This is a genomic window from Burkholderia anthinoferrum (assembly GCF_002925705.1).
GTDB classification, from domain to species: Bacteria; Pseudomonadota; Gammaproteobacteria; order Burkholderiales; family Burkholderiaceae; genus Burkholderia; species Burkholderia semiarida.
This window is the reverse complement of the sequence record NZ_LFZP01000006.1, coordinates 1-16,154: the sequence shown is the minus strand read 5'-3', so window position 1 is coordinate 16,154 and position 16,154 is coordinate 1. Positions and strand designations below refer to the sequence as shown.

Genomic DNA, 16,154 nt, shown 5'->3' with positions numbered 1-16,154 from the left:
GTCACCGATAAACCGCATTCACCATGCTGCGCCGCAGTGCTACGATGAAGCGTCCTATTGCGGGAGAGGCACGATGGACACGAACACGTTCACCAAAGGCATCTACACGGCCAAGGCGCATACGCACCGCTCGGACAACGGCGAGTTTCAGGGCTACGTGATCCTGGCGCGGGACGACGGCGACGAGACGGAAAACATGCGCTACGACGTCCACACGACGAGTTCGAGCGAGGAAGAAGCGTTCGAGGAAGCCAAGGCGCTCGCGCACCGGATCCTCGGCGAGATCGAGCTGTGACGCGCAGCACCCTCACGCGCGCGCCGCGGTGCGACCGCGACGCGCCGTCCCGCTCGATTCAGAGCAGCCGCGCCACCATCGATACCAGCATCGTCAGCACCAGCGTCGACATGAACGGGAACGGGTAGCGCCGCCCGCCGAGCGTCAGCGTGACGTCGCCCGGCATCCGCCCGATGCCGAGCTTGCCGAGCCACGGCCAGCAGCGCGTGAGGATCATCACCGCGATGAACGTCGTCAATAGCCAGCGCAGCATGCCTGAGGCCCGTTTACATGGGGAACGTACATGTGTCGCGCCCGTCAGAGCGCGTGCGAACGGTCGCCGCGCGCGAACGCGTCGAGCGTGCCGTCGATCCCGCGCGAAAACGCGATCACCTTGAACAGCTCGCCCATCTCGGCCTCCGAGATCAGCTTCTGCACCGCGTTCGCGGCCGGCAGGAACGCGTGGACGTCGGACGGATCGATCGCGGCCAGCGCGTCGGTGATGCCCGCGTTCAACAGGAAGCGCGCCTGCGACGTGTAGCCGAGCAGATCGGCGCCGGTCGCGACGCCCGCGTCGTAGATGCCGGTGAATTCGACGTGCGCGGTGATGTCCTGCAGGCCCGGGTACACGAACGGGTCGTCGTGCGCGTGGTGGCGGTAGTGGCACATCAGCGTGCCGCGGTCGCGCTGCGGGTGGTAGTACTCGTGCGCGGGGAAACCGTAGTCGACCAGCAGCACCGCGCCGCGCGCGAGCATCGTGCAGACGGTGCGCGTGAACGCCAGCGCGGCCTCGTGCGTTTCGGTCACGTAGCCGTCGCCGACGTCCAGCCCCGCGAGCACCGCCGGCAACGCGGCCGCGCCGACCGGCCGGTCGTCGAACACGAACGCCTGCCGCGCGTCGAGCGCGACGCCGCGCTCGCGCCACGCGCCGTCCGCCTTCGCGAAGAGGCGCACCGGCATCGCGTCGAGCACCTCGTTGCCGACCACGACACCCTCGAACCGCTCGGGCAGCGCGTCGAGCCAGCGCACCTTCGCGGCCCGCGCCGGCACCGCGGCTTCGATCGTGTCGCGCTGCCGTTCGCGCAGTTCGCCGGACAGGTCGACGATCAGGTATTCGTCGAGTTCGACGCCCGGCGCGTCGAGCGCCGCGAGCAGCCCGGCCGCGAGCTTGCCCGTGCCGGCGCCGAACTCCATCACGCGGCGCGTGCCGCTCGCCGCCAGTGCTTCGGCGACCGGATTCGCGAGCGTCTGCGCGAATAGCGGCGACAGCTCGGGCGCGGTGACGAAGTCGCTGCCGTCGTCGGCGCGACGCCCGAACTTGCGCGCGCCGCCGCTGTAATAACCGAGGCCCGGCGCATACAGCGCGCGCTCCATGAAGCGGTCGAACGGCAGCCAGCCGCCGGCCGTCGCGATCTCGTCGCGCAGTTGCGCGGCGAGGGTTTCGGACTGCGCGAGCGCGTCAGGGCCGGGAGCAGGTAAACTAGCGGGTTCGTGAGCTTTCGGGTTCATCCCGGCATTGTAAATGACCGTTTCAGCCGATACGTCGACCCCACGCGTGGTGCTCGTCACGGGCGCCCTGGGCAGCGCGGCCGACGCCGCGTCGATCGGCCGTGCGCTCGCGACGGGTTTCGCCCGCCGCGGCTGGGACGTCGCGCTGCAGCGCGGCCACGGCGCGCCGCGCGCGGCCGCCGACGCGCTCGTCGCCGAAGTCGCGGCGCTCGGCCGTCGCGCGGCCGTGCTCGACGCCGATCTGGCCCTGGAAACCGATGCGGCCGCGCTCGTCGCCGCGTGCGGCGAAGCGCTCGGCCGGCCCGCGTGCGCGGTGTTCGTCAGCGCCAGCGCCGGCGCCGACGACGCGCACACGGTGGACGGCGCGTCGCTCGCTGCTGCGCTCGCACGCAACGTGACGGCGCCGCTCGCTGTGGCGCGCGCACTCGCCGACGCGACGCCCGACGCCGCGCGCGACGACGAAACGCTGCGCGCGTGCGCGATCCACGTACTGGATCAGGCCCTGTTTCACCCGGCACCGGCGCAACTGTCGCACGCGCTGATGCAGGCCGCACTGAACCGCGCGACGTCGGCGCTCGCGCTGGCGCTCGCGCCGAAGGTGCGGGTCGCGGCGCTGGTGCGCGGCCACGCGCCGCACGCGGACGACATCGCGGCGGCCGCCTGCTATCTCGCGAGCGCGCCCGGCGTCACCGGCGCGACACTGACCGTCGACGGCGGCGAGCACCTGGTGCCGCCGGCCGCCGGCCCGAATGAATGAACCGCGCGGGCGCGGCCTGAGAGCCGCCGCCCGCGCCGCTTTGCGTGCGCGCACGCCAATTTGACTGGGACGACCATGTTTTCCGCTCTCCTGCACCCCCGCCTCGCGGATTGCCGCAGGCTCTACCTGCGCGACTACGAGGTGCACATCAACATCGGGGCCTTCGAACACGAGAAGCGCGGCGAACAACGCGTCGTCATCAACATCGACCTGTTCGTGCCGCTCGCGCTGTCCACCCCCGTCGACGACCGGCTGCACGAAGTCGTCGACTACGACCTGATGAAGCAGAGCGTCGCGCAGTGCCTGGCGCGCGGCCACATCCACCTGCAGGAAACGCTGTGCGATTCGATCGCCGCGCACCTGCTGGCGCACGACACCGTGCGCGCGGTACGCGTCCGTACCGAGAAACCGGACGCCTATCCGGACTGCGACGCCGTCGGCGTCGAAGTCTTTCGCATCAAGGACGAGGAGCGCGCATGAACGCCCCCCACATGAACGACACGGCGGCCGACGCCGCCACGCTGGACGACGCCGCCGCGTCGGCCGGCCGCCCCGCGCTCACGCGCCGCGAGCAGAAGGAAGCGTACGAGAACAACAAGCTGTTCAAGCGGATCGTGCGCCAGGTCGGCCAGGCGATCGGCGACTACAACATGATCGAGAATGGCGACAAGGTGATGGTGTGCCTGTCGGGCGGCAAGGACAGCTACGCGATGCTCGACGTGCTGCTGCGGCTGCGCGAGCGCGCGCCGATCGACTTCGACATCGTCGCGGTGAACCTCGACCAGAAGCAGCCGGGCTTCCCCGAGCACGTGCTGCCCGAATATCTGACGCAGGTCGGCGTGCCGTTCCACATCGAGAACCAGGACACCTACAGCATCGTCAAGCGGCTCGTGCCGGAAGGCAAGACGACCTGCTCGCTGTGCTCGCGGCTGCGCCGCGGGATCCTGTACCGCGTGGCCGGCGAGCTCGGCGCGACCAAGATCGCGCTCGGCCATCACCGCGACGACATCGTGCAGACGCTGCTGCTGAACATGTTCTACGGCGGCAAGCTGAAGGGGATGCCGCCGAAGCTGCAGTCGGACGACGGCAGGAACATCGTGATCCGCCCGCTCGCGTACGTGAAGGAAACCGATCTCGAGAAATACGCGGAATTGCGCGAATTCCCGATCATCCCGTGCAACCTGTGCGGCAGCCAGCCGAACCTGAAGCGCGCGGAAATGAAGGCGCTGATCCGCGACTGGGACAAGCGCTTCCCGGGCCGCGTCGACAACATGTTCAACGCGCTCGCGAAGGTCGTGCCGTCGCACCTGATGGACACGACGCTGTATCCGTTCCAGTCGCTGCGCGCGACGGGCGAGGCCGACCCGCAAGGCGACATCGCGTTCGACGAGGAACCGTGCGCGTCGGGTGACGAGTCGGCGGCGCCGGGAGCCGCCCGGCCGATCTCGATCGTCCAGTTCGACGACCTGTAAGCAGGGGCGGAACACCCGCCGGAACCGGGCGCCGGCCGCCCTTTCCGGCGCCGTCGCCCCGCCGCGACAGGCCCGGAGCGCCAGGGGCCGCATGCTAAAATGGACGGCTTCGAACTCCTCTGACAAGCTGGCGCCATGAATATCGTGATTTTGGCGGCAGGCACCGGCAAGCGCATGCGCTCCGCGCTGCCGAAAGTGCTTCACCCCCTGGCCGGCAGGCCGCTCCTCTCCCACGTCATCGACACCGCACGCACGCTGCAGCCGTCCCGGCTGGTCGTCGTCGTCGGTCACGGCGCCGAGCAGGTCCAGGCCGCCGTCGCCGCGCCCGACGTCCAGTTCGCGGTGCAGGCCGAACAGCTCGGCACCGGCCACGCGGTGCGCCAGGCGCTGCCGCTGCTCGATCCCGCGCAACCGACGCTCGTGCTGTACGGCGACGTGCCGCTCACGCGCGCGTCGACGCTGCGGCGTCTCGTCGACGCCGCGCGCGAGGGCCGCTACGGGATCCTGACCGTCACGCTCGACGACCCGACCGGCTACGGCCGGATCGTGCGCGACGCGTCCGGCTTCGTCACGCGCATCGTCGAGCAGAAGGATGCATCGCCGGAAGAGCTGAGGATCGCCGAGATCAACACCGGCATCATCGTCACGCCGACGGCCCAGCTGTCGATGTGGCTCGGCGCGCTGAAGAACGAGAACGCGCAGGGCGAGTACTACCTGACCGACGTCGTCGAACTCGCGATCGAGGCCGGCTTCGAGGTCGTCACGTCGCAGCCCGACGAGGAATGGGAAACGCTCGGCGTGAACAGCAAGGCGCAGCTCGCGGCGCTCGAGCGCATTCACCAGCGCAACGTCGCCGATGCGCTGCTCGTCGACGGCGTCACGCTCGCCGATCCGGCGCGCGTCGACGTGCGCGGCGCGCTGCGCTGCGGCCGCGACGTATCGATCGACGTGAACTGCGTGTTCGAAGGCAACGTGACGCTCGCCGACAACGTGACGATCGGCGCGAACTGCGTGATCCGCAACGCATCGATCGGCGCGGACACGCGCATCGACGCGTTCACGCACATCGACGGCGCCACGCTCGGCGCGAACACCGTGATCGGCCCGTACGCGCGGCTGCGCCCCGGCGCGCAGCTCGCTGACGAAGCCCACGTCGGCAACTTCGTCGAGGTGAAGAACGCGGTGATCGGCCACGGCTCGAAGGCGAACCATCTCACGTACATCGGCGACGCCGACATCGGCGCGCGCGTGAACATCGGCGCGGGCACGATCACCTGCAACTACGACGGCGCGAACAAGTTCCGCACCGTGATCGAGGACGACGTGTTCGTCGGCTCCGACACGCAGCTCGTCGCGCCCGTGCGCGTCGGCCGCGGCGTGACGATCGCCGCCGGCACGACGATCTGGAAGGACGTCGCCGAAGGCGTCCTCGCGTTGAACGAGAAGACGCAGACCGCGAAGAGCGGCTACGTCCGCCCGGTCAAGAAGAAGAGCTGAACCTTTTGCGGGCGCCCGCGCGGCGCCCGCGTCGACTTACAGGACTGACCATTCATGTGCGGCATTGTCGGCGCAGTTGCGCAGCGTAATATCGTTCCGGTGCTGATCGAAGGATTGCGGCGCCTCGAATACCGTGGCTACGACTCGTGCGGCGTCGCCGTGCTCGAGCCCGACGCACCGAAGCGCGCGCGCAGCGTCGCGCGCGTCGCCGATCTCGATGCGCAGGTGCGCGAGACGCACCTCGAAGGCTCGACCGGCGTCGCGCACACGCGCTGGGCTACGCACGGCGCGCCCGTCACGCACAACGCGCACCCGATCTTCTCGTCGAACGCGCTCGCGCTCGTGCACAACGGCATCATCGAGAACTTCGAGACGCTGCGCGAAACGCTGCGCGCGAAGGGCTACGAATTCGTGTCGCAGACCGACACCGAAGTGATCGCGCACCTCGTGCACAGCCTGTACCGCGGCAACCTGTTCGACGCGGTGCGCGAAGCCGTTCACCAGTTGCACGGCGCGTATGCGATCGCCGTGATCCACAAGGACCAGCCGCACACCGTCGTCGGCGCGCGCCAGGGTTCGCCGCTCGTCGTCGGTCACGGCGACGGCGAGAACTTCCTCGCGTCCGACGCGCTCGCGCTCGCGGGCAGCACCGACCGCTTCACGTTCCTCGAGGAAGGCGACGTGTGCGAGCTGTCGCTCGACGGCGTGACGGTCGTCGATCGCCACGGCGCCACCGTGCAGCGCGAGATCCGCGTGGTCAGCGCGTACGGCGGCGCGGTCGAGCTCGGGCCCTATCGCCATTTCATGCAGAAGGAAATCTTCGAGCAGCCGCGCGCGATCGGCGACACCGTGCCGCAGACGGAAGCCTTCGACGCGACGCTGTTCGGCGATGCCGCACCCGCCGCGTTCGCCGAGATCGACAGCCTGCTGATCCTCGCGTGCGGCACGAGCTACTACTCGGGCCTCACCGCGAAGTACTGGCTCGAATCGATCGCGAAGATCCCGACCCAGGTCGAGATCGCCAGCGAATACCGCTACCGCGAGTCGGTGCCGAACCCGCGCCAGCTCGTGCTCGTGATCTCGCAATCGGGCGAGACGGCCGATACGCTCGCGGCGCTCAAGCATGCGCAGTCGCTCGGCCATACGCATACGCTCGCGGTGTGCAACGTCGCGACGAGCGCGATGGTGCGCCTGACCGAGATGCAGTTCCTGACGCACGCGGGCACCGAGATCGGCGTCGCGTCGACGAAGGCGTTCACCACGCAGCTCGTCGCGCTGTTCGTGCTGGCCGCGACGCTCGGCAAGCTGCGCGGGCACGTGGACGCCGCGCAGGAAGCGCAATTCGTGAAGGAGCTGCGCCACCTGCCGGCCGCGCTGAACAGCGTGCTCGCGCTCGAGCCGCAGATCATCGCGTGGTCGGAGGAATTCGCGCGCAAGGAAAACGCACTGTTCCTCGGCCGCGGGCTGCACTACCCGATCGCGCTCGAAGGCGCGCTGAAGTTGAAGGAAATCTCGTACATCCACGCCGAAGCCTATCCGGCCGGCGAGCTGAAGCACGGGCCGCTCGCGCTCGTCACCGAAGCGATGCCGGTGGTGACGGTCGCGCCGAACGACACGCTGCTCGAGAAGCTGAAGTCGAACATGCAGGAAGTGCGCGCGCGCGGCGGCGAGCTATACGTGTTCGCGGATGCCGACACGCAGATCGTCAACGACGACGGCCTGCACGTGATCCGGATGCCGGAACACTACGGCCAGTTGTCGCCGATCCTGCACGTCGTGCCGCTGCAACTGCTCGCGTATCACACCGCGTGCGCGCGCGGCACCGACGTCGACAAGCCGCGCAACCTCGCGAAATCGGTGACAGTGGAGTAATGCCGCGCGACGGGATGGCCCCCTCGCCGGGCCGTCCCGACCGCGTGCGCGCGCAAGGCAGGCCATTCGGCCAGGTCGAAATATGTACCACGTAGTGGTATATAATCCGGTGCTGACTCGACCGGCTCGACATGCCTGCATCCGTACGACGCGTGTTCAAGACGAAGGGGTTTCACCAGGCAGCCGGGAAAGCGGGAATCGCCGATGGCGAGCTCTGCCGCGCGGTGCGGGAACTGGCCCGCGGCCAGGGCGTCGATCCCGGCGGCAATGTCTGGAAGAGGCGCCTCGGAAAGCTCGCCGCGGACGTAGGTCGACACACCGACAGCGACATCGCGACGCCGGTCGCACTGAAAGCGCTTGTGGAGATTTGCAATGGCCAAGGGTCGATTCAAGAGCGACGCAACGGAGGCGATCCACAGCGCCGCGTCGGGGCTTTATCGCGCCAACCTGCTCGACAAGAAGACGATGCGGGAATACGACGATCTCTGCATCGAAGCCGCGCCGCAATTCGATCCGGAAGCGATCGCCCGCATCCGCAAGTCGGTCAACGTCAGCCAGAGCGTGTTCGCGCTCTACCTGAACACGACGACGTCGACGATCCGCCAATGGGAACAGGGCGACAAGCGGCCGAGCGGCATCGCCGCGCGCATGCTTCAGATCGTCGAAAAACACGGGCTCGAGGTGTTCTCCTGAGCCGGCTTCCCCGACTGCCCATGCACGGCCCGGCCGCACGCGCGCCGCAACGAATGTGACGGAGAGACAATGGTAAGACTGTTTGGATGCGGATTGCTGGCGCTGACGTTCGCGTCGACGAGTTGGGCCGCCGAGCACTATGTCGAGGTCTGGAACCCGCCCGAGGCGCGGCAACCCGCGGCTCGCACGCCGGCTGCGCGCCCGGGCGCCGACGCGCGTACCGGCAAGAGCGCGGAGAAGCACGCGAGCGCCACGCCGAAAGCCGCCGCGAAACCGCACAAGCGCCGCGTCGCGCAGGCCGTGAAAGCCGGCCCGCACCGCCCGGCCGCCACCGCGACCGACACGCCGGCCGCCCCGCGCCCCGTGGCGCAACCCGCGCCGGGGCATCTCACGGTGATGCAGCCGGGCGCACCGGACGCGACGCATGCGCTCACGTTCTCCGACATCCCGCGTCAATACACGCCGGACGGCAACGTGCTGCAGGTCGGCACGCACGGCCGCTCCGCGGAGGTGACTCGATAATGGAAGCGCAGACCTACCACGGCTACCAGATCTGGGGCCACGCGATCCTGCAGCAGGACGAGATCATGCAGCCCGAGCGCTTCGCGGCGAGCGGCACGATCACGCAGAACAACCGGCTGGTCGAGGCGTCGGGCGTGCTCGGCGTATTCGACACCGAAGACGACGCGCGCGATGCAGGGCTCGAATGGGCGCGCGCGTGGATCGACAACCACAGCTGACCGAACGCAAGCGCGCATCCACGGCCGTCACCGATGAGGCCGCGCAGGTGCGGCGCGCACCGCAAATGAAGAAGGGGCGTCCGCGACGCCCCTTCTTTCATTCGAACCCCTCGACTCACGCCGCGGCGTGCGGCGGCCTCACCGTCTCCCGCGGCCGGCCGACGAGCCGTGCCAGCACGACGATCGCCACCAGCGTCGCGACGTACACGGCGATCTGGATACCCGCCGGGCGCGCGGTATAGCCGACGAGCGTATGCAGCGCCTTGCCGACGATGCTCGATTCCTTGAGCAGCCACGACGTGTCCCACACCGCATCGCCCCACGACGGCACGAGGCCCGCGGCCAGCAGGAAGCCGACGCACTGGCTTGCCATGCCCGCCGCCAGCAACACGATCAACCCGTTGGTGACGGAGAACAGGCGCTTGAGCGGAATCTGCAGCAGGCCCGCATACATCGCATAGCCGAGGCCCGCGCCGCCGAGCACGCCGAGCAGCCCGCCCGCGATCATCTGCGGCGTCTGCCCCGGGTCTCCCGCCGCGATCCCGTACAGGAACAGCACGGCCTCGGAACCCTCGCGCAGCACCGCGACCCCGACCACGATCGCGAGCCCGGTCAGCGGCCGGCGGCCGGCCGCGACCGCGCGGCCGACCTCGCCCATGTGCAGCGCCATTTCGCGGCCGTGCCGGCTCATCCAGATGCAGTGCCACGCGAGCATCAGCGTCGCGACGAACATCACGCCCGCGTTGAAGACCTCCTGCCCCATGCCGGACGCCCATTGCGAGATCACGTCGGCGAACGCCGCGATCAGGCCGGCGCCGACCACGCCGCCGACCAGCCCGCCGCCCACCCACCAGCCGCGCCGCGGCACGCCCTTCGTGGCGGCCATCACGATCGAGACCACCAGCGCGGCCTCGAGCACTTCACGAAAGACGATCAGGGCAGTGGACAGCATGTCGGTATCGGCTTACTTGACGGTCAGATGCGTCTTCGACTGCGCTTCGTGATACTCGTCGTGGAACTCGTAGGTCCCGGCCTTCAGCGGCCCGACGAGGATCTCGACCGACTTGCCGGCCGGCACGACCTTCTCCGCCTTGAAGTCGTCGCTCTCGAATTCGGCGGGCGTCGCGTCGAGGTTCTTCACGACGAATTTCACCTTCTTGCCGGCAGGAATCGTCACGCCGTCCGGCGAAAACTTGTGGTCCTTCAGCGTGAGGTTGACGACGTCGTCGGCAGCGAAGGCGGACGTGGCCGACGCGCCCAGCAGGGCCAGTGCGAAACCGATAGCGAAACGGGTCATGTGCGTAATCGTTTGAAATATGGAAGGGAATCGATACTAAGATCGATTCGCATTTTCACCCCGAAGTACCCTTACTCGCGGCATGGAGATCGTGCACCGTCGATGCGACGCGCGCGTTGCCGCGCAAGGCTTTGCCGGGTTTTTCCGGCAATGCACGGCCGTCAATCGGGAAAGATTCGGACTGACGCACGCATGCAAATGCCCATTCGTCAGACCTCAGCATTACAAATGGCTGATGCGATGCCCACCGCCGTATGCGGCGCTTGACCTTCCTACCGTGGCAAGCTTCATGCTGAACGTATTCGTCAACCACCAATCCGGAGAACACACGATGGAATTCGAAGTCCAGGACATGACCTGCGGCGGTTGCGCCAACGCGATCACGCGCGCGGTGACGGCCGCCGATCCCGCCGCGAAGCTCGACATCGATGTCGCGGCGAAGATCGTCAAGGTCGAGTCGGCGCAAGGCGCCGAACGCGTGCGGTCGATCATCGAAGCCGCCGGCTTCCATCCCGCGCTGCGCAGCGCGTAACGCGCTTGCGATCGCCGGCGCACCGCCGAACGGCGAGGCGCCGGCAGCCGGCCACACGTCAGCGCAGCCGGATCAGCGTCGACTTCAGTTCGGTGTACTTCTCGAGCGCGTGCAGCGACTTGTCGCGGCCGTTGCCCGACTGCTTGTAGCCGCCGAACGGGAAGTTCATGTCGCCGCCCTCGTCATAGCAGTTCACCCACACGGTGCCCGCGCGCAGCCGGCGCGACACGTCGTGCGCGGTCGTCAGGTTCGACGTCCATACGGCCGCGGCCAGCCCGTACTCGGTGTCGTTCGCGATCCTGACGGCCTCGTCGACGTCGTCGAACACGATCACCGACAGCACGGGCCCGAAGATTTCCTCGCGCGCGATCTTCGCATCGGGCTTCACCTCGAACACCGTCGGCTCGACGTAGAAGCCGCCCGTTTCCGCATGCACGCGTGCGCCGCCGGTAACGAGCCGGCCTTCGCCGCGCCCCGCCTCGATGTAACCGAGCACGCGCTCGAGCTGGATGCCGTCGACGATCGCGCCCATCGACACCGACGGATCGAGCGGATTGCCCGGCACGTAGGCGCGCGCGGCCGCGACGAGCTTCTCGATGAACGCATCCTTGATGTCGCGATGCACGAGCAGCCGGGAGCCCGCCGTGCACATCTCACCCATGTTGTAGAAGATCGCGCCGGCCGCCGTCTGCGCCGCGCGGTCGAGATCGGGGCAGTCGGGCAGCACGATGTTCGGCGACTTGCCGCCGAGCTCCAGCCACGCGCGCTTCAGGTTCGACTGCGCCGCGTACTGCATGATCAGCTTGCCGACCGCCGTCGAGCCCGTGAACGCGATGCAGTCGACGTCGCGATGCAGCGCGAGCAGCTTGCCCGGCTCGCCCGCGCCCGGCACGACGTTGAACACGCCGGCCGGAATGCCGGCTTCGAACGCGAGCTGCGCGACGCGGATCGCGGTCAGCGGCGATTTCTCCGACGGCTTCAGCACGACGCTGTTGCCTGCCGCGAGCGCGGGGCCGAATTTCCACGCGGCCATCAGGATCGGGAAGTTCCACGGCACGACGGCGGCCACCACGCCGACCGGCTCGCGCGTGACGAGACCGACGAGATGGTGATCGGCCGGCGCGACCTCGCCGCCGACCTTGTCGATCGCTTCTGCGAACCATTCGACGCAGTACGCGGCGCCCGGCACGTCGACCGTCGTCGTGTCGCCGATCGGCTTGCCCGCGTCGAGCGTCTCGAGCAGCGACAGTTCGTCGAGATGCGCGCGCATCAGCGCGGCCCAGCGCAGCAGCACGGCCTTGCGTTCGCGCGGGTTCAGGCCGGCCCATACCCCTGCGTCGAACGCGCGCCGTGCGGCCGCGACGGCCGCGTTCACGTCCGCTTCGCCGCAGTCGGCGACCTTCGCCAGCACGCGGCCGTCGATCGGGCTCACGCAGTCGAACGTCTTGCCACCGTGTGCGTCGCGCGACGCGCCATCGATGAATGCGCGCCCTTCGATCTCGAGCGACGCCGCCTTGCGTTGCCAGTCAGCCAAAGTCAACTTGTTCATCGGGATACCTCAATGTTGTGGCATTCGCGATGCGGCACGCCGCGCGCGTGGCACGCGGCCGGCCTGCAGCGAATGCGGTGACGCGCGGTCAGAAGGTCGCCGGCGAATTGGCCGAGACGACCTCGCAGATCAGTTCCGCGCTGGGATTGCGAAAACGATGCGGCAAACGGCTTTCGAAGTAGTAGCCGTCTCCGGGGTCGAGCAGCCACGTCACGCCGTCGACGGTCAGCTCGAGCCGGCCCGACACGACGACGCCGCCCTCGTGCCCCGCGTGCACCAGCATCTCGGGGCCCGTGTCGGCCAGCGGCTGATAGGTTTCGCGCAGGATGCACATGTTGCGGTCCTTCACGTTCGCGCCGACGAGCTGAAACGCGAGCGACTCGTTGCCGAGGTTCGGCATCTCGTCGCGACGCGACACGATCGCGCGCGATTCGACGAGCTCGAACGTGAAGAACTCGGCGAGACTCATCGGAATGCATTCGAGCAGTTTCTTCAGCGAGCCGACCGACGGGCTCACGCGCCCCTGTTCGATCAGCGAGATCGTGCCGTTGGTGACGCCGGCGCGTTTCGCGAGTTCGCGCTGCGACAGGCCATGCTTGTTGCGCACGAAACGCAGGCGCTCGGCGACTTCGGTGGACATCGATTCGGTTTCGGACACGATAAGTGCGATGACAAAGTGAAACGACGCATTGGACAGCCGTTGAATATTCTAATCACTTTATGACGCACATCAGCGGGGAAAACCCTGAAAGGCGTTCGAAATAATGGACGGCGCGCCGACTATTCCCTTTACGAATCTTTTATTCATACTGCTCGGGAAAGCCCTGATGCAGGACCATTAAAAAACATTTGACGCCGTTATTGGCTCGTATATGCTGGCTCTCAGGTCAGCGTCAAAGCGGCATCGCAATGCAGCAATCGATGCCCGTCAATGTTGAATGACGCAGGGCCGGCGCCTCGATTATTTTAAACGCCCCGCGCGTCGAAACGATCAGGTGTTCAATACTTTCAACAAACCAGTCGAGTGTAATCGTGAGAGTCCGTGGCCCTCTGGTGAGGTGGGATCGAGGCGATGTGCGAAGTTTGCGCAGCGCCGGTCCCGCTTCCGACGGCAGTTGCGGCTGGCATAGTCCTCGCCTGCTTCACCTGTCGATCTACACCATCCTGTCCCGTCGTTCCGTTCGGCGCCACAACGCCGTTTCCGCACGCGCATTCGTCGCCGTCGATACCGACGAAGTGGCGTCGCTGCTGCCGTAGCGCCTCTCCTTTCTTTACGCCGTTCGTTTCGTCCGCCGATTCGCCAACCGCATCGTCCATGCGGTGACGGAACGCGTGCGCGCATGCGTTGCCGCGTCGCGCATCGCGATGAACCGAACGACGGCCTGACCGTCGCGCGCAGCGCGGATCACCACGCCATCCCGTTGCGCCCATTCACCAGCGGCCGTGCGCCTCGCGCCCGGCTGCGGGGTCGTGTCGCGCCCGCGTTTTGCCGCATTCGGCTCGAGGCACGTCACGTCCCTACGGATTACTGATTGACGTCATGGAAAGGAAACCTCTCGTCGGCATCACCGCCGACCTCACCCAGATCGGCGCCCACGCGTCGCATACGGTCGGCGACAAGTACGTCGCCGCGATCGTCGACGGCGCGCAGGCGCTCGCGATGGTGCTGCCGGCCCTCGGCGAGCGCCAGTCGACCGACGACGTGCTCGACGCGGTCGACGGGCTGCTGTTTACCGGCAGCTACTCGAACGTCGAGCCGCATCTGTATGGCGGCGAACCGAGTGCGCCGGGCACGAAGCACGACCCGGCGCGCGACGCGACGACGCTGCCGCTGCTGCGTGCGGCCATCGTCGCGGGCGTGCCCGTGCTCGCCGTATGCCGCGGCTTCCAGGAGCTGAACGTCGTCTTCGGCGGCACGCTGCACCAGCACGTGCACGACGTGCCCGGCCTCGCCGATCACCGCGAGGACGACGACGCGCCGCTGGACACGCAATACGGCCCGGCGCACGTCGTGCGCCTGACGCCCGGCGGCAAGCTGCATGCGCTCGCCGGCGGCCGCGACGAAGTGCACGTGAACTCGCTGCACAAGCAGGGCATCGCGCGGCTCGGCGCGGGCCTCGCGATCGAGGCCGTCGCGCCGGACGGCCTGATCGAGGCCGTGAGCGTCGCCGACGCGCCGGCATTCGCGCTCGCCGTGCAGTGGCATCCGGAATGGCGGCACGCGCAGAACCCGCTGTCGAGCGCGATCTTCCGCGCGTTCGGCGACGCCTGCCGCGCCCGCCGCGCCGCCCGCACGCGGGCCACGGCCGCCGCCGCGCTCGCCTGAGCGCGCCCACCAGACAACGAGAACAGACATGCAAGACATCGAAGGCTTTCTGAAGCAGCACCGGATCACCGAGATCGAAGCGATCATTCCCGACATGGCCGGCATCGCGCGCGGCAAGATCACGCCGCGCAACAAGTTCACGTCCGGCGAATCGATGCGCCTGCCGCAGGCCGTGATGGTGCAGACCGTCACCGGCGACTATCCGGAAGACGGATCGCTCACCGGCGTGACCGACCCCGACATGGTGTGCGTGCCCGACACGTCGACGATCCGCCTGATCCCGTGGGCCGTCGACCCGACCGCGCAGGTGATCCACGACTGCGTGCATTTCGACGGCTCGCCGGTCGAGATCTCGCCGCGCTACGTGCTGCGCCGCGTGCTCGACCTGTACAAGGCGAAGGGCTGGAAGCCCGTCGTCGCACCCGAGCTGGAGTTCTACCTGGTCGACATGAACAAGGACCCCGACCTGCCGCTGCGCCCGCCGGTCGGCCGCACGGGACGCCCGGAAACGGGCCGCCAGTCGTATTCGATCGAGGCCGTCAACGAGTTCGACCCGCTGTTCGAGGACATCTACGAGTACTGCGAAGCACAGAACCTCGACATCGACACGCTGATCCACGAAGTCGGCGCCGCGCAGATGGAGATCAACTTCATGCACGGCGACGCGCTGTCGCTCGCCGACCAGGTGTTCCTGTTCAAGCGCACGGTGCGCGAGGCCGCGCTGCGTCACAACATGTACGCGACGTTCATGGCCAAGCCGATGGAGGATGAACCGGGCTCGGCGATGCACGTGCACCAGAGCATCGTCGACGAGGAAACGGGCCAGAACCTGTTCACGTCGCAGGAGACGGGCGGCGCGACGTCGATGTTCTACAACTACCTCGCGGGGCTGCAGAAGTACACGCCGGCGCTGATGCCGATCTTCGCGCCGTACATCAACTCGTACCGCCGCCTGTCGCGCTTCATGGCCGCGCCGATCAACGTGCAGTGGGGCTACGACAACCGCACGGTGGGGTTCCGCATTCCGCATTCGGGCCCGGCCGCGCGCCGCATCGAAAACCGCATCCCGGGCGTGGACTGCAACCCGTACCTCGCGCTCGCCGCGACGCTCGCGGCCGGCTACCTCGGCATGACGCAGCGCCTGGAGCCGACCGAGCCGCTGGTGAGCGACGGCTACAGCCTGCCGTACCAGTTGCCGCGCAACCTCGAGGAAGGGCTGACGCTGATGGCCGCGTGCGAGCCGCTCGGCGAAATCCTCGGGCCCAAGTTCCTGAAGGCGTATTTCGCGCTGAAGGAAACCGAATACGAAGCGTTCTTCCGCGTGATCAGCTCGTGGGAACGCCGCCATCTGCTGCTGCACGTGTAAGCGTGCCAACCGCATACGGAATCACGGAGGAAACATGACTTACCGCAACGAATCTGCCTGGATCCAGCCGGCCGCGCCGAGCGCCACGGCCGCCGCGCCGCGCGCGACGCAGGCGCGCTCGACCGCCGAATATCGCGCGCTCGACGCCGCGCACCACATCCACCCGTTCTCGGACATGGGCGCGCTCAACCGCGCCGGCAGCCGCGTGATCGTGAAGGCCGACGGCGTCTACCTGTGGGATTCGGACGGCAACAAGATCATCGACGGGAT

Annotated in this window: 19 protein-coding genes and 2 pseudogenes; 15 read left to right on the top strand and 6 right to left on the bottom strand. The window is 67.9% G+C overall.

The features are described 5' to 3' along the window. The first annotated feature begins 73 nt into the window (after positions 1–73). Positions 74–295 (top strand): hypothetical protein, encoded by a 222-nt coding sequence (locus C5F75_RS02630; RefSeq protein ID WP_059576415.1) that lies wholly within the window; start codon positions 74–76, stop codon positions 293–295. Positions 296–353: 58 nt separating this feature from the next. Here the strand turns inward: C5F75_RS02630 and C5F75_RS02625 are convergent, their stop codons facing one another. Both C5F75_RS02625 and C5F75_RS02620 read right to left on the bottom strand, forming a co-directional pair. Continuing rightward, the gene (locus C5F75_RS02625) at positions 354–548 is read right to left on the bottom strand and encodes a DUF2905 domain-containing protein (protein WP_011546377.1); all 195 of its coding nucleotides are present in this window, start codon (positions 546–548) and stop codon (positions 354–356) included. 44 nt (positions 549–592) lie between these two features. Continuing rightward, complete coding sequence (locus C5F75_RS02620) at positions 593–1,783, bottom strand: class I SAM-dependent methyltransferase (RefSeq protein WP_059576412.1); 1,191 nt, start codon at positions 1,781–1,783, stop codon at positions 593–595. A 13-nt stretch (positions 1,784–1,796) separates the two neighbouring features. On the opposite strand from C5F75_RS02620, the gene C5F75_RS02615 reads away from it, so the two are divergent. The 9 genes and pseudogenes from C5F75_RS02615 (at position 1,797) to C5F75_RS02575 (ending at position 8,814) form a co-directional block, all read left to right on the top strand. Next, the gene (locus tag C5F75_RS02615) at positions 1,797–2,540 is read left to right on the top strand and encodes an SDR family oxidoreductase (RefSeq protein ID WP_059576409.1); all 744 of its coding nucleotides are present in this window, start codon (positions 1,797–1,799) and stop codon (positions 2,538–2,540) included. Positions 2,541–2,615: 75 nt separating this feature from the next. Beyond that, the gene (locus C5F75_RS02610) at positions 2,616–3,020 is read left to right on the top strand and encodes a dihydroneopterin aldolase (protein WP_059576406.1); all 405 of its coding nucleotides are present in this window, start codon (positions 2,616–2,618) and stop codon (positions 3,018–3,020) included. After that, a complete protein-coding gene (ttcA, locus tag C5F75_RS02605) occupies positions 3,017–4,012 on the top strand; it encodes a tRNA 2-thiocytidine(32) synthetase TtcA (RefSeq protein WP_059576403.1) in 996 nt (331 codons plus the stop codon). Before C5F75_RS02610 ends, ttcA begins: the two co-directional genes overlap by 4 nt. A 135-nt stretch (positions 4,013–4,147) precedes the next feature. Then, positions 4,148–5,509, top strand: coding sequence for a bifunctional UDP-N-acetylglucosamine diphosphorylase/glucosamine-1-phosphate N-acetyltransferase GlmU (glmU, locus tag C5F75_RS02600; RefSeq protein WP_059576400.1), 1,362 nt, complete (start codon positions 4,148–4,150; stop codon positions 5,507–5,509). A 54-nt stretch (positions 5,510–5,563) separates the two neighbouring features. After that, positions 5,564–7,381, top strand: coding sequence for a glutamine--fructose-6-phosphate transaminase (isomerizing) (gene glmS / locus C5F75_RS02595; RefSeq protein WP_059576396.1), 1,818 nt, complete (start codon positions 5,564–5,566; stop codon positions 7,379–7,381). 131 nt (positions 7,382–7,512) lie between these two features. Beyond that, a pseudogene (locus C5F75_RS02590) lies at positions 7,513–7,758 on the top strand (type II toxin-antitoxin system RelE/ParE family toxin); the annotation flags it as partial. Next, complete coding sequence (locus C5F75_RS02585) at positions 7,754–8,074, top strand: helix-turn-helix domain-containing protein (RefSeq protein ID WP_059576393.1); 321 nt, start codon at positions 7,754–7,756, stop codon at positions 8,072–8,074. The pseudogene C5F75_RS02590 and the gene C5F75_RS02585, both read left to right, overlap by 5 nt. Positions 8,075–8,143: 69 nt before the next feature. Then, positions 8,144–8,596, top strand: coding sequence for a hypothetical protein (locus tag C5F75_RS02580; protein WP_059576388.1), 453 nt, complete (start codon positions 8,144–8,146; stop codon positions 8,594–8,596). Next, positions 8,596–8,814, top strand: coding sequence for a hypothetical protein (locus C5F75_RS02575; RefSeq protein WP_006477594.1), 219 nt, complete (start codon positions 8,596–8,598; stop codon positions 8,812–8,814). The genes C5F75_RS02580 and C5F75_RS02575 overlap by 1 nt, the downstream gene beginning before the upstream one ends. A gap of 115 nt (positions 8,815–8,929) precedes the next feature. On the opposite strand, the gene C5F75_RS02570 is transcribed toward C5F75_RS02575, so the two are convergent. Both C5F75_RS02570 and C5F75_RS02565 read right to left on the bottom strand, forming a co-directional pair. Continuing rightward, the gene (locus C5F75_RS02570) at positions 8,930–9,766 is read right to left on the bottom strand and encodes an FTR1 family iron permease (protein WP_059576386.1); all 837 of its coding nucleotides are present in this window, start codon (positions 9,764–9,766) and stop codon (positions 8,930–8,932) included. A gap of 12 nt (positions 9,767–9,778) precedes the next feature. Further along, on the bottom strand, positions 9,779–10,111 hold the full coding sequence (locus C5F75_RS02565) for a cupredoxin domain-containing protein (protein WP_006488047.1): 333 nt from the start codon (positions 10,109–10,111) through the stop codon (positions 9,779–9,781). A 331-nt stretch (positions 10,112–10,442) separates the two neighbouring features. Between C5F75_RS02565 and C5F75_RS02555 the strand changes: the two genes are divergently transcribed. Further along, a complete protein-coding gene (locus C5F75_RS02555) occupies positions 10,443–10,643 on the top strand; it encodes a heavy-metal-associated domain-containing protein (RefSeq protein ID WP_059576472.1) in 201 nt (66 codons plus the stop codon). A gap of 58 nt (positions 10,644–10,701) precedes the next feature. Here C5F75_RS02555 and C5F75_RS02550 read toward each other — a convergent pair whose 3' ends face one another. Together C5F75_RS02550 and C5F75_RS02545 are read right to left on the bottom strand one after the other, a co-directional pair. After that, a complete protein-coding gene (locus tag C5F75_RS02550) occupies positions 10,702–12,192 on the bottom strand; it encodes an aldehyde dehydrogenase (protein ID WP_059576383.1) in 1,491 nt (496 codons plus the stop codon). An 88-nt stretch (positions 12,193–12,280) separates the two neighbouring features. After that, positions 12,281–12,832, bottom strand: coding sequence for a cupin domain-containing protein (locus C5F75_RS02545; protein WP_059576469.1), 552 nt, complete (start codon positions 12,830–12,832; stop codon positions 12,281–12,283). A gap of 434 nt (positions 12,833–13,266) precedes the next feature. Between C5F75_RS02545 and C5F75_RS37080 the strand changes: the two genes are divergently transcribed. The 4 genes and pseudogenes from C5F75_RS37080 to C5F75_RS02520 all read left to right on the top strand — a co-directional run. After that, the gene (locus C5F75_RS37080; protein ID WP_059576381.1) at positions 13,267–13,449 is read left to right on the top strand and encodes a hypothetical protein; all 183 of its coding nucleotides are present in this window, start codon (positions 13,267–13,269) and stop codon (positions 13,447–13,449) included. A 283-nt stretch (positions 13,450–13,732) separates the two neighbouring features. Then, a complete protein-coding gene (locus C5F75_RS02530; protein ID WP_059576375.1) occupies positions 13,733–14,518 on the top strand; it encodes a gamma-glutamyl-gamma-aminobutyrate hydrolase family protein in 786 nt (261 codons plus the stop codon). A gap of 28 nt (positions 14,519–14,546) precedes the next feature. Beyond that, entirely contained in the window at positions 14,547–15,884 is a 1,338-nt protein-coding gene (locus C5F75_RS02525) for a glutamine synthetase family protein (RefSeq protein ID WP_059576368.1), read from the top strand. A 34-nt stretch (positions 15,885–15,918) separates the two neighbouring features. Beyond that, positions 15,919–16,154 (top strand): annotated as a pseudogene (locus tag C5F75_RS02520) (aspartate aminotransferase family protein); the annotation flags it as partial.

Excerpts from the sequence above, each read along its gene's own strand:
- C5F75_RS02620 (WP_059576412.1), bottom strand. The coding sequence starts at position 1,783 with ATGAACCCGAAAGCTCACGAACCCGCTAGTTTACCTGCTCCCGGCCCT.
- C5F75_RS02585 (WP_059576393.1), top strand. The coding sequence starts at position 7,754 with ATGGCCAAGGGTCGATTCAAGAGCGACGCAACGGAGGCGATCCACAGC.
- C5F75_RS02580 (WP_059576388.1), top strand. The coding sequence starts at position 8,144 with ATGGTAAGACTGTTTGGATGCGGATTGCTGGCGCTGACGTTCGCGTCG.
- C5F75_RS02570 (WP_059576386.1), bottom strand. The coding sequence starts at position 9,766 with ATGCTGTCCACTGCCCTGATCGTCTTTCGTGAAGTGCTCGAGGCCGCG.
- C5F75_RS02575 (WP_006477594.1), top strand. The coding sequence starts at position 8,596 with ATGGAAGCGCAGACCTACCACGGCTACCAGATCTGGGGCCACGCGATC.
- C5F75_RS02630 (WP_059576415.1), top strand. The coding sequence starts at position 74 with ATGGACACGAACACGTTCACCAAAGGCATCTACACGGCCAAGGCGCAT.
- C5F75_RS02625 (WP_011546377.1), bottom strand. The coding sequence starts at position 548 with ATGCTGCGCTGGCTATTGACGACGTTCATCGCGGTGATGATCCTCACG.
- C5F75_RS02565 (WP_006488047.1), bottom strand. The coding sequence starts at position 10,111 with ATGACCCGTTTCGCTATCGGTTTCGCACTGGCCCTGCTGGGCGCGTCG.
- glmS (WP_059576396.1), top strand. The coding sequence starts at position 5,564 with ATGTGCGGCATTGTCGGCGCAGTTGCGCAGCGTAATATCGTTCCGGTG.
- C5F75_RS02545 (WP_059576469.1), bottom strand. The coding sequence starts at position 12,832 with ATGTCCACCGAAGTCGCCGAGCGCCTGCGTTTCGTGCGCAACAAGCAT.
- C5F75_RS02525 (WP_059576368.1), top strand. The coding sequence starts at position 14,547 with ATGCAAGACATCGAAGGCTTTCTGAAGCAGCACCGGATCACCGAGATC.
- C5F75_RS02550 (WP_059576383.1), bottom strand. The coding sequence starts at position 12,192 with ATGAACAAGTTGACTTTGGCTGACTGGCAACGCAAGGCGGCGTCGCTC.
- C5F75_RS02555 (WP_059576472.1), top strand. The coding sequence starts at position 10,443 with ATGGAATTCGAAGTCCAGGACATGACCTGCGGCGGTTGCGCCAACGCG.
- C5F75_RS02615 (WP_059576409.1), top strand. The coding sequence starts at position 1,797 with ATGACCGTTTCAGCCGATACGTCGACCCCACGCGTGGTGCTCGTCACG.
- glmU (WP_059576400.1), top strand. The coding sequence starts at position 4,148 with ATGAATATCGTGATTTTGGCGGCAGGCACCGGCAAGCGCATGCGCTCC.
- C5F75_RS02610 (WP_059576406.1), top strand. The coding sequence starts at position 2,616 with ATGTTTTCCGCTCTCCTGCACCCCCGCCTCGCGGATTGCCGCAGGCTC.
- ttcA (WP_059576403.1), top strand. The coding sequence starts at position 3,017 with ATGAACGCCCCCCACATGAACGACACGGCGGCCGACGCCGCCACGCTG.
- C5F75_RS02530 (WP_059576375.1), top strand. The coding sequence starts at position 13,733 with ATGGAAAGGAAACCTCTCGTCGGCATCACCGCCGACCTCACCCAGATC.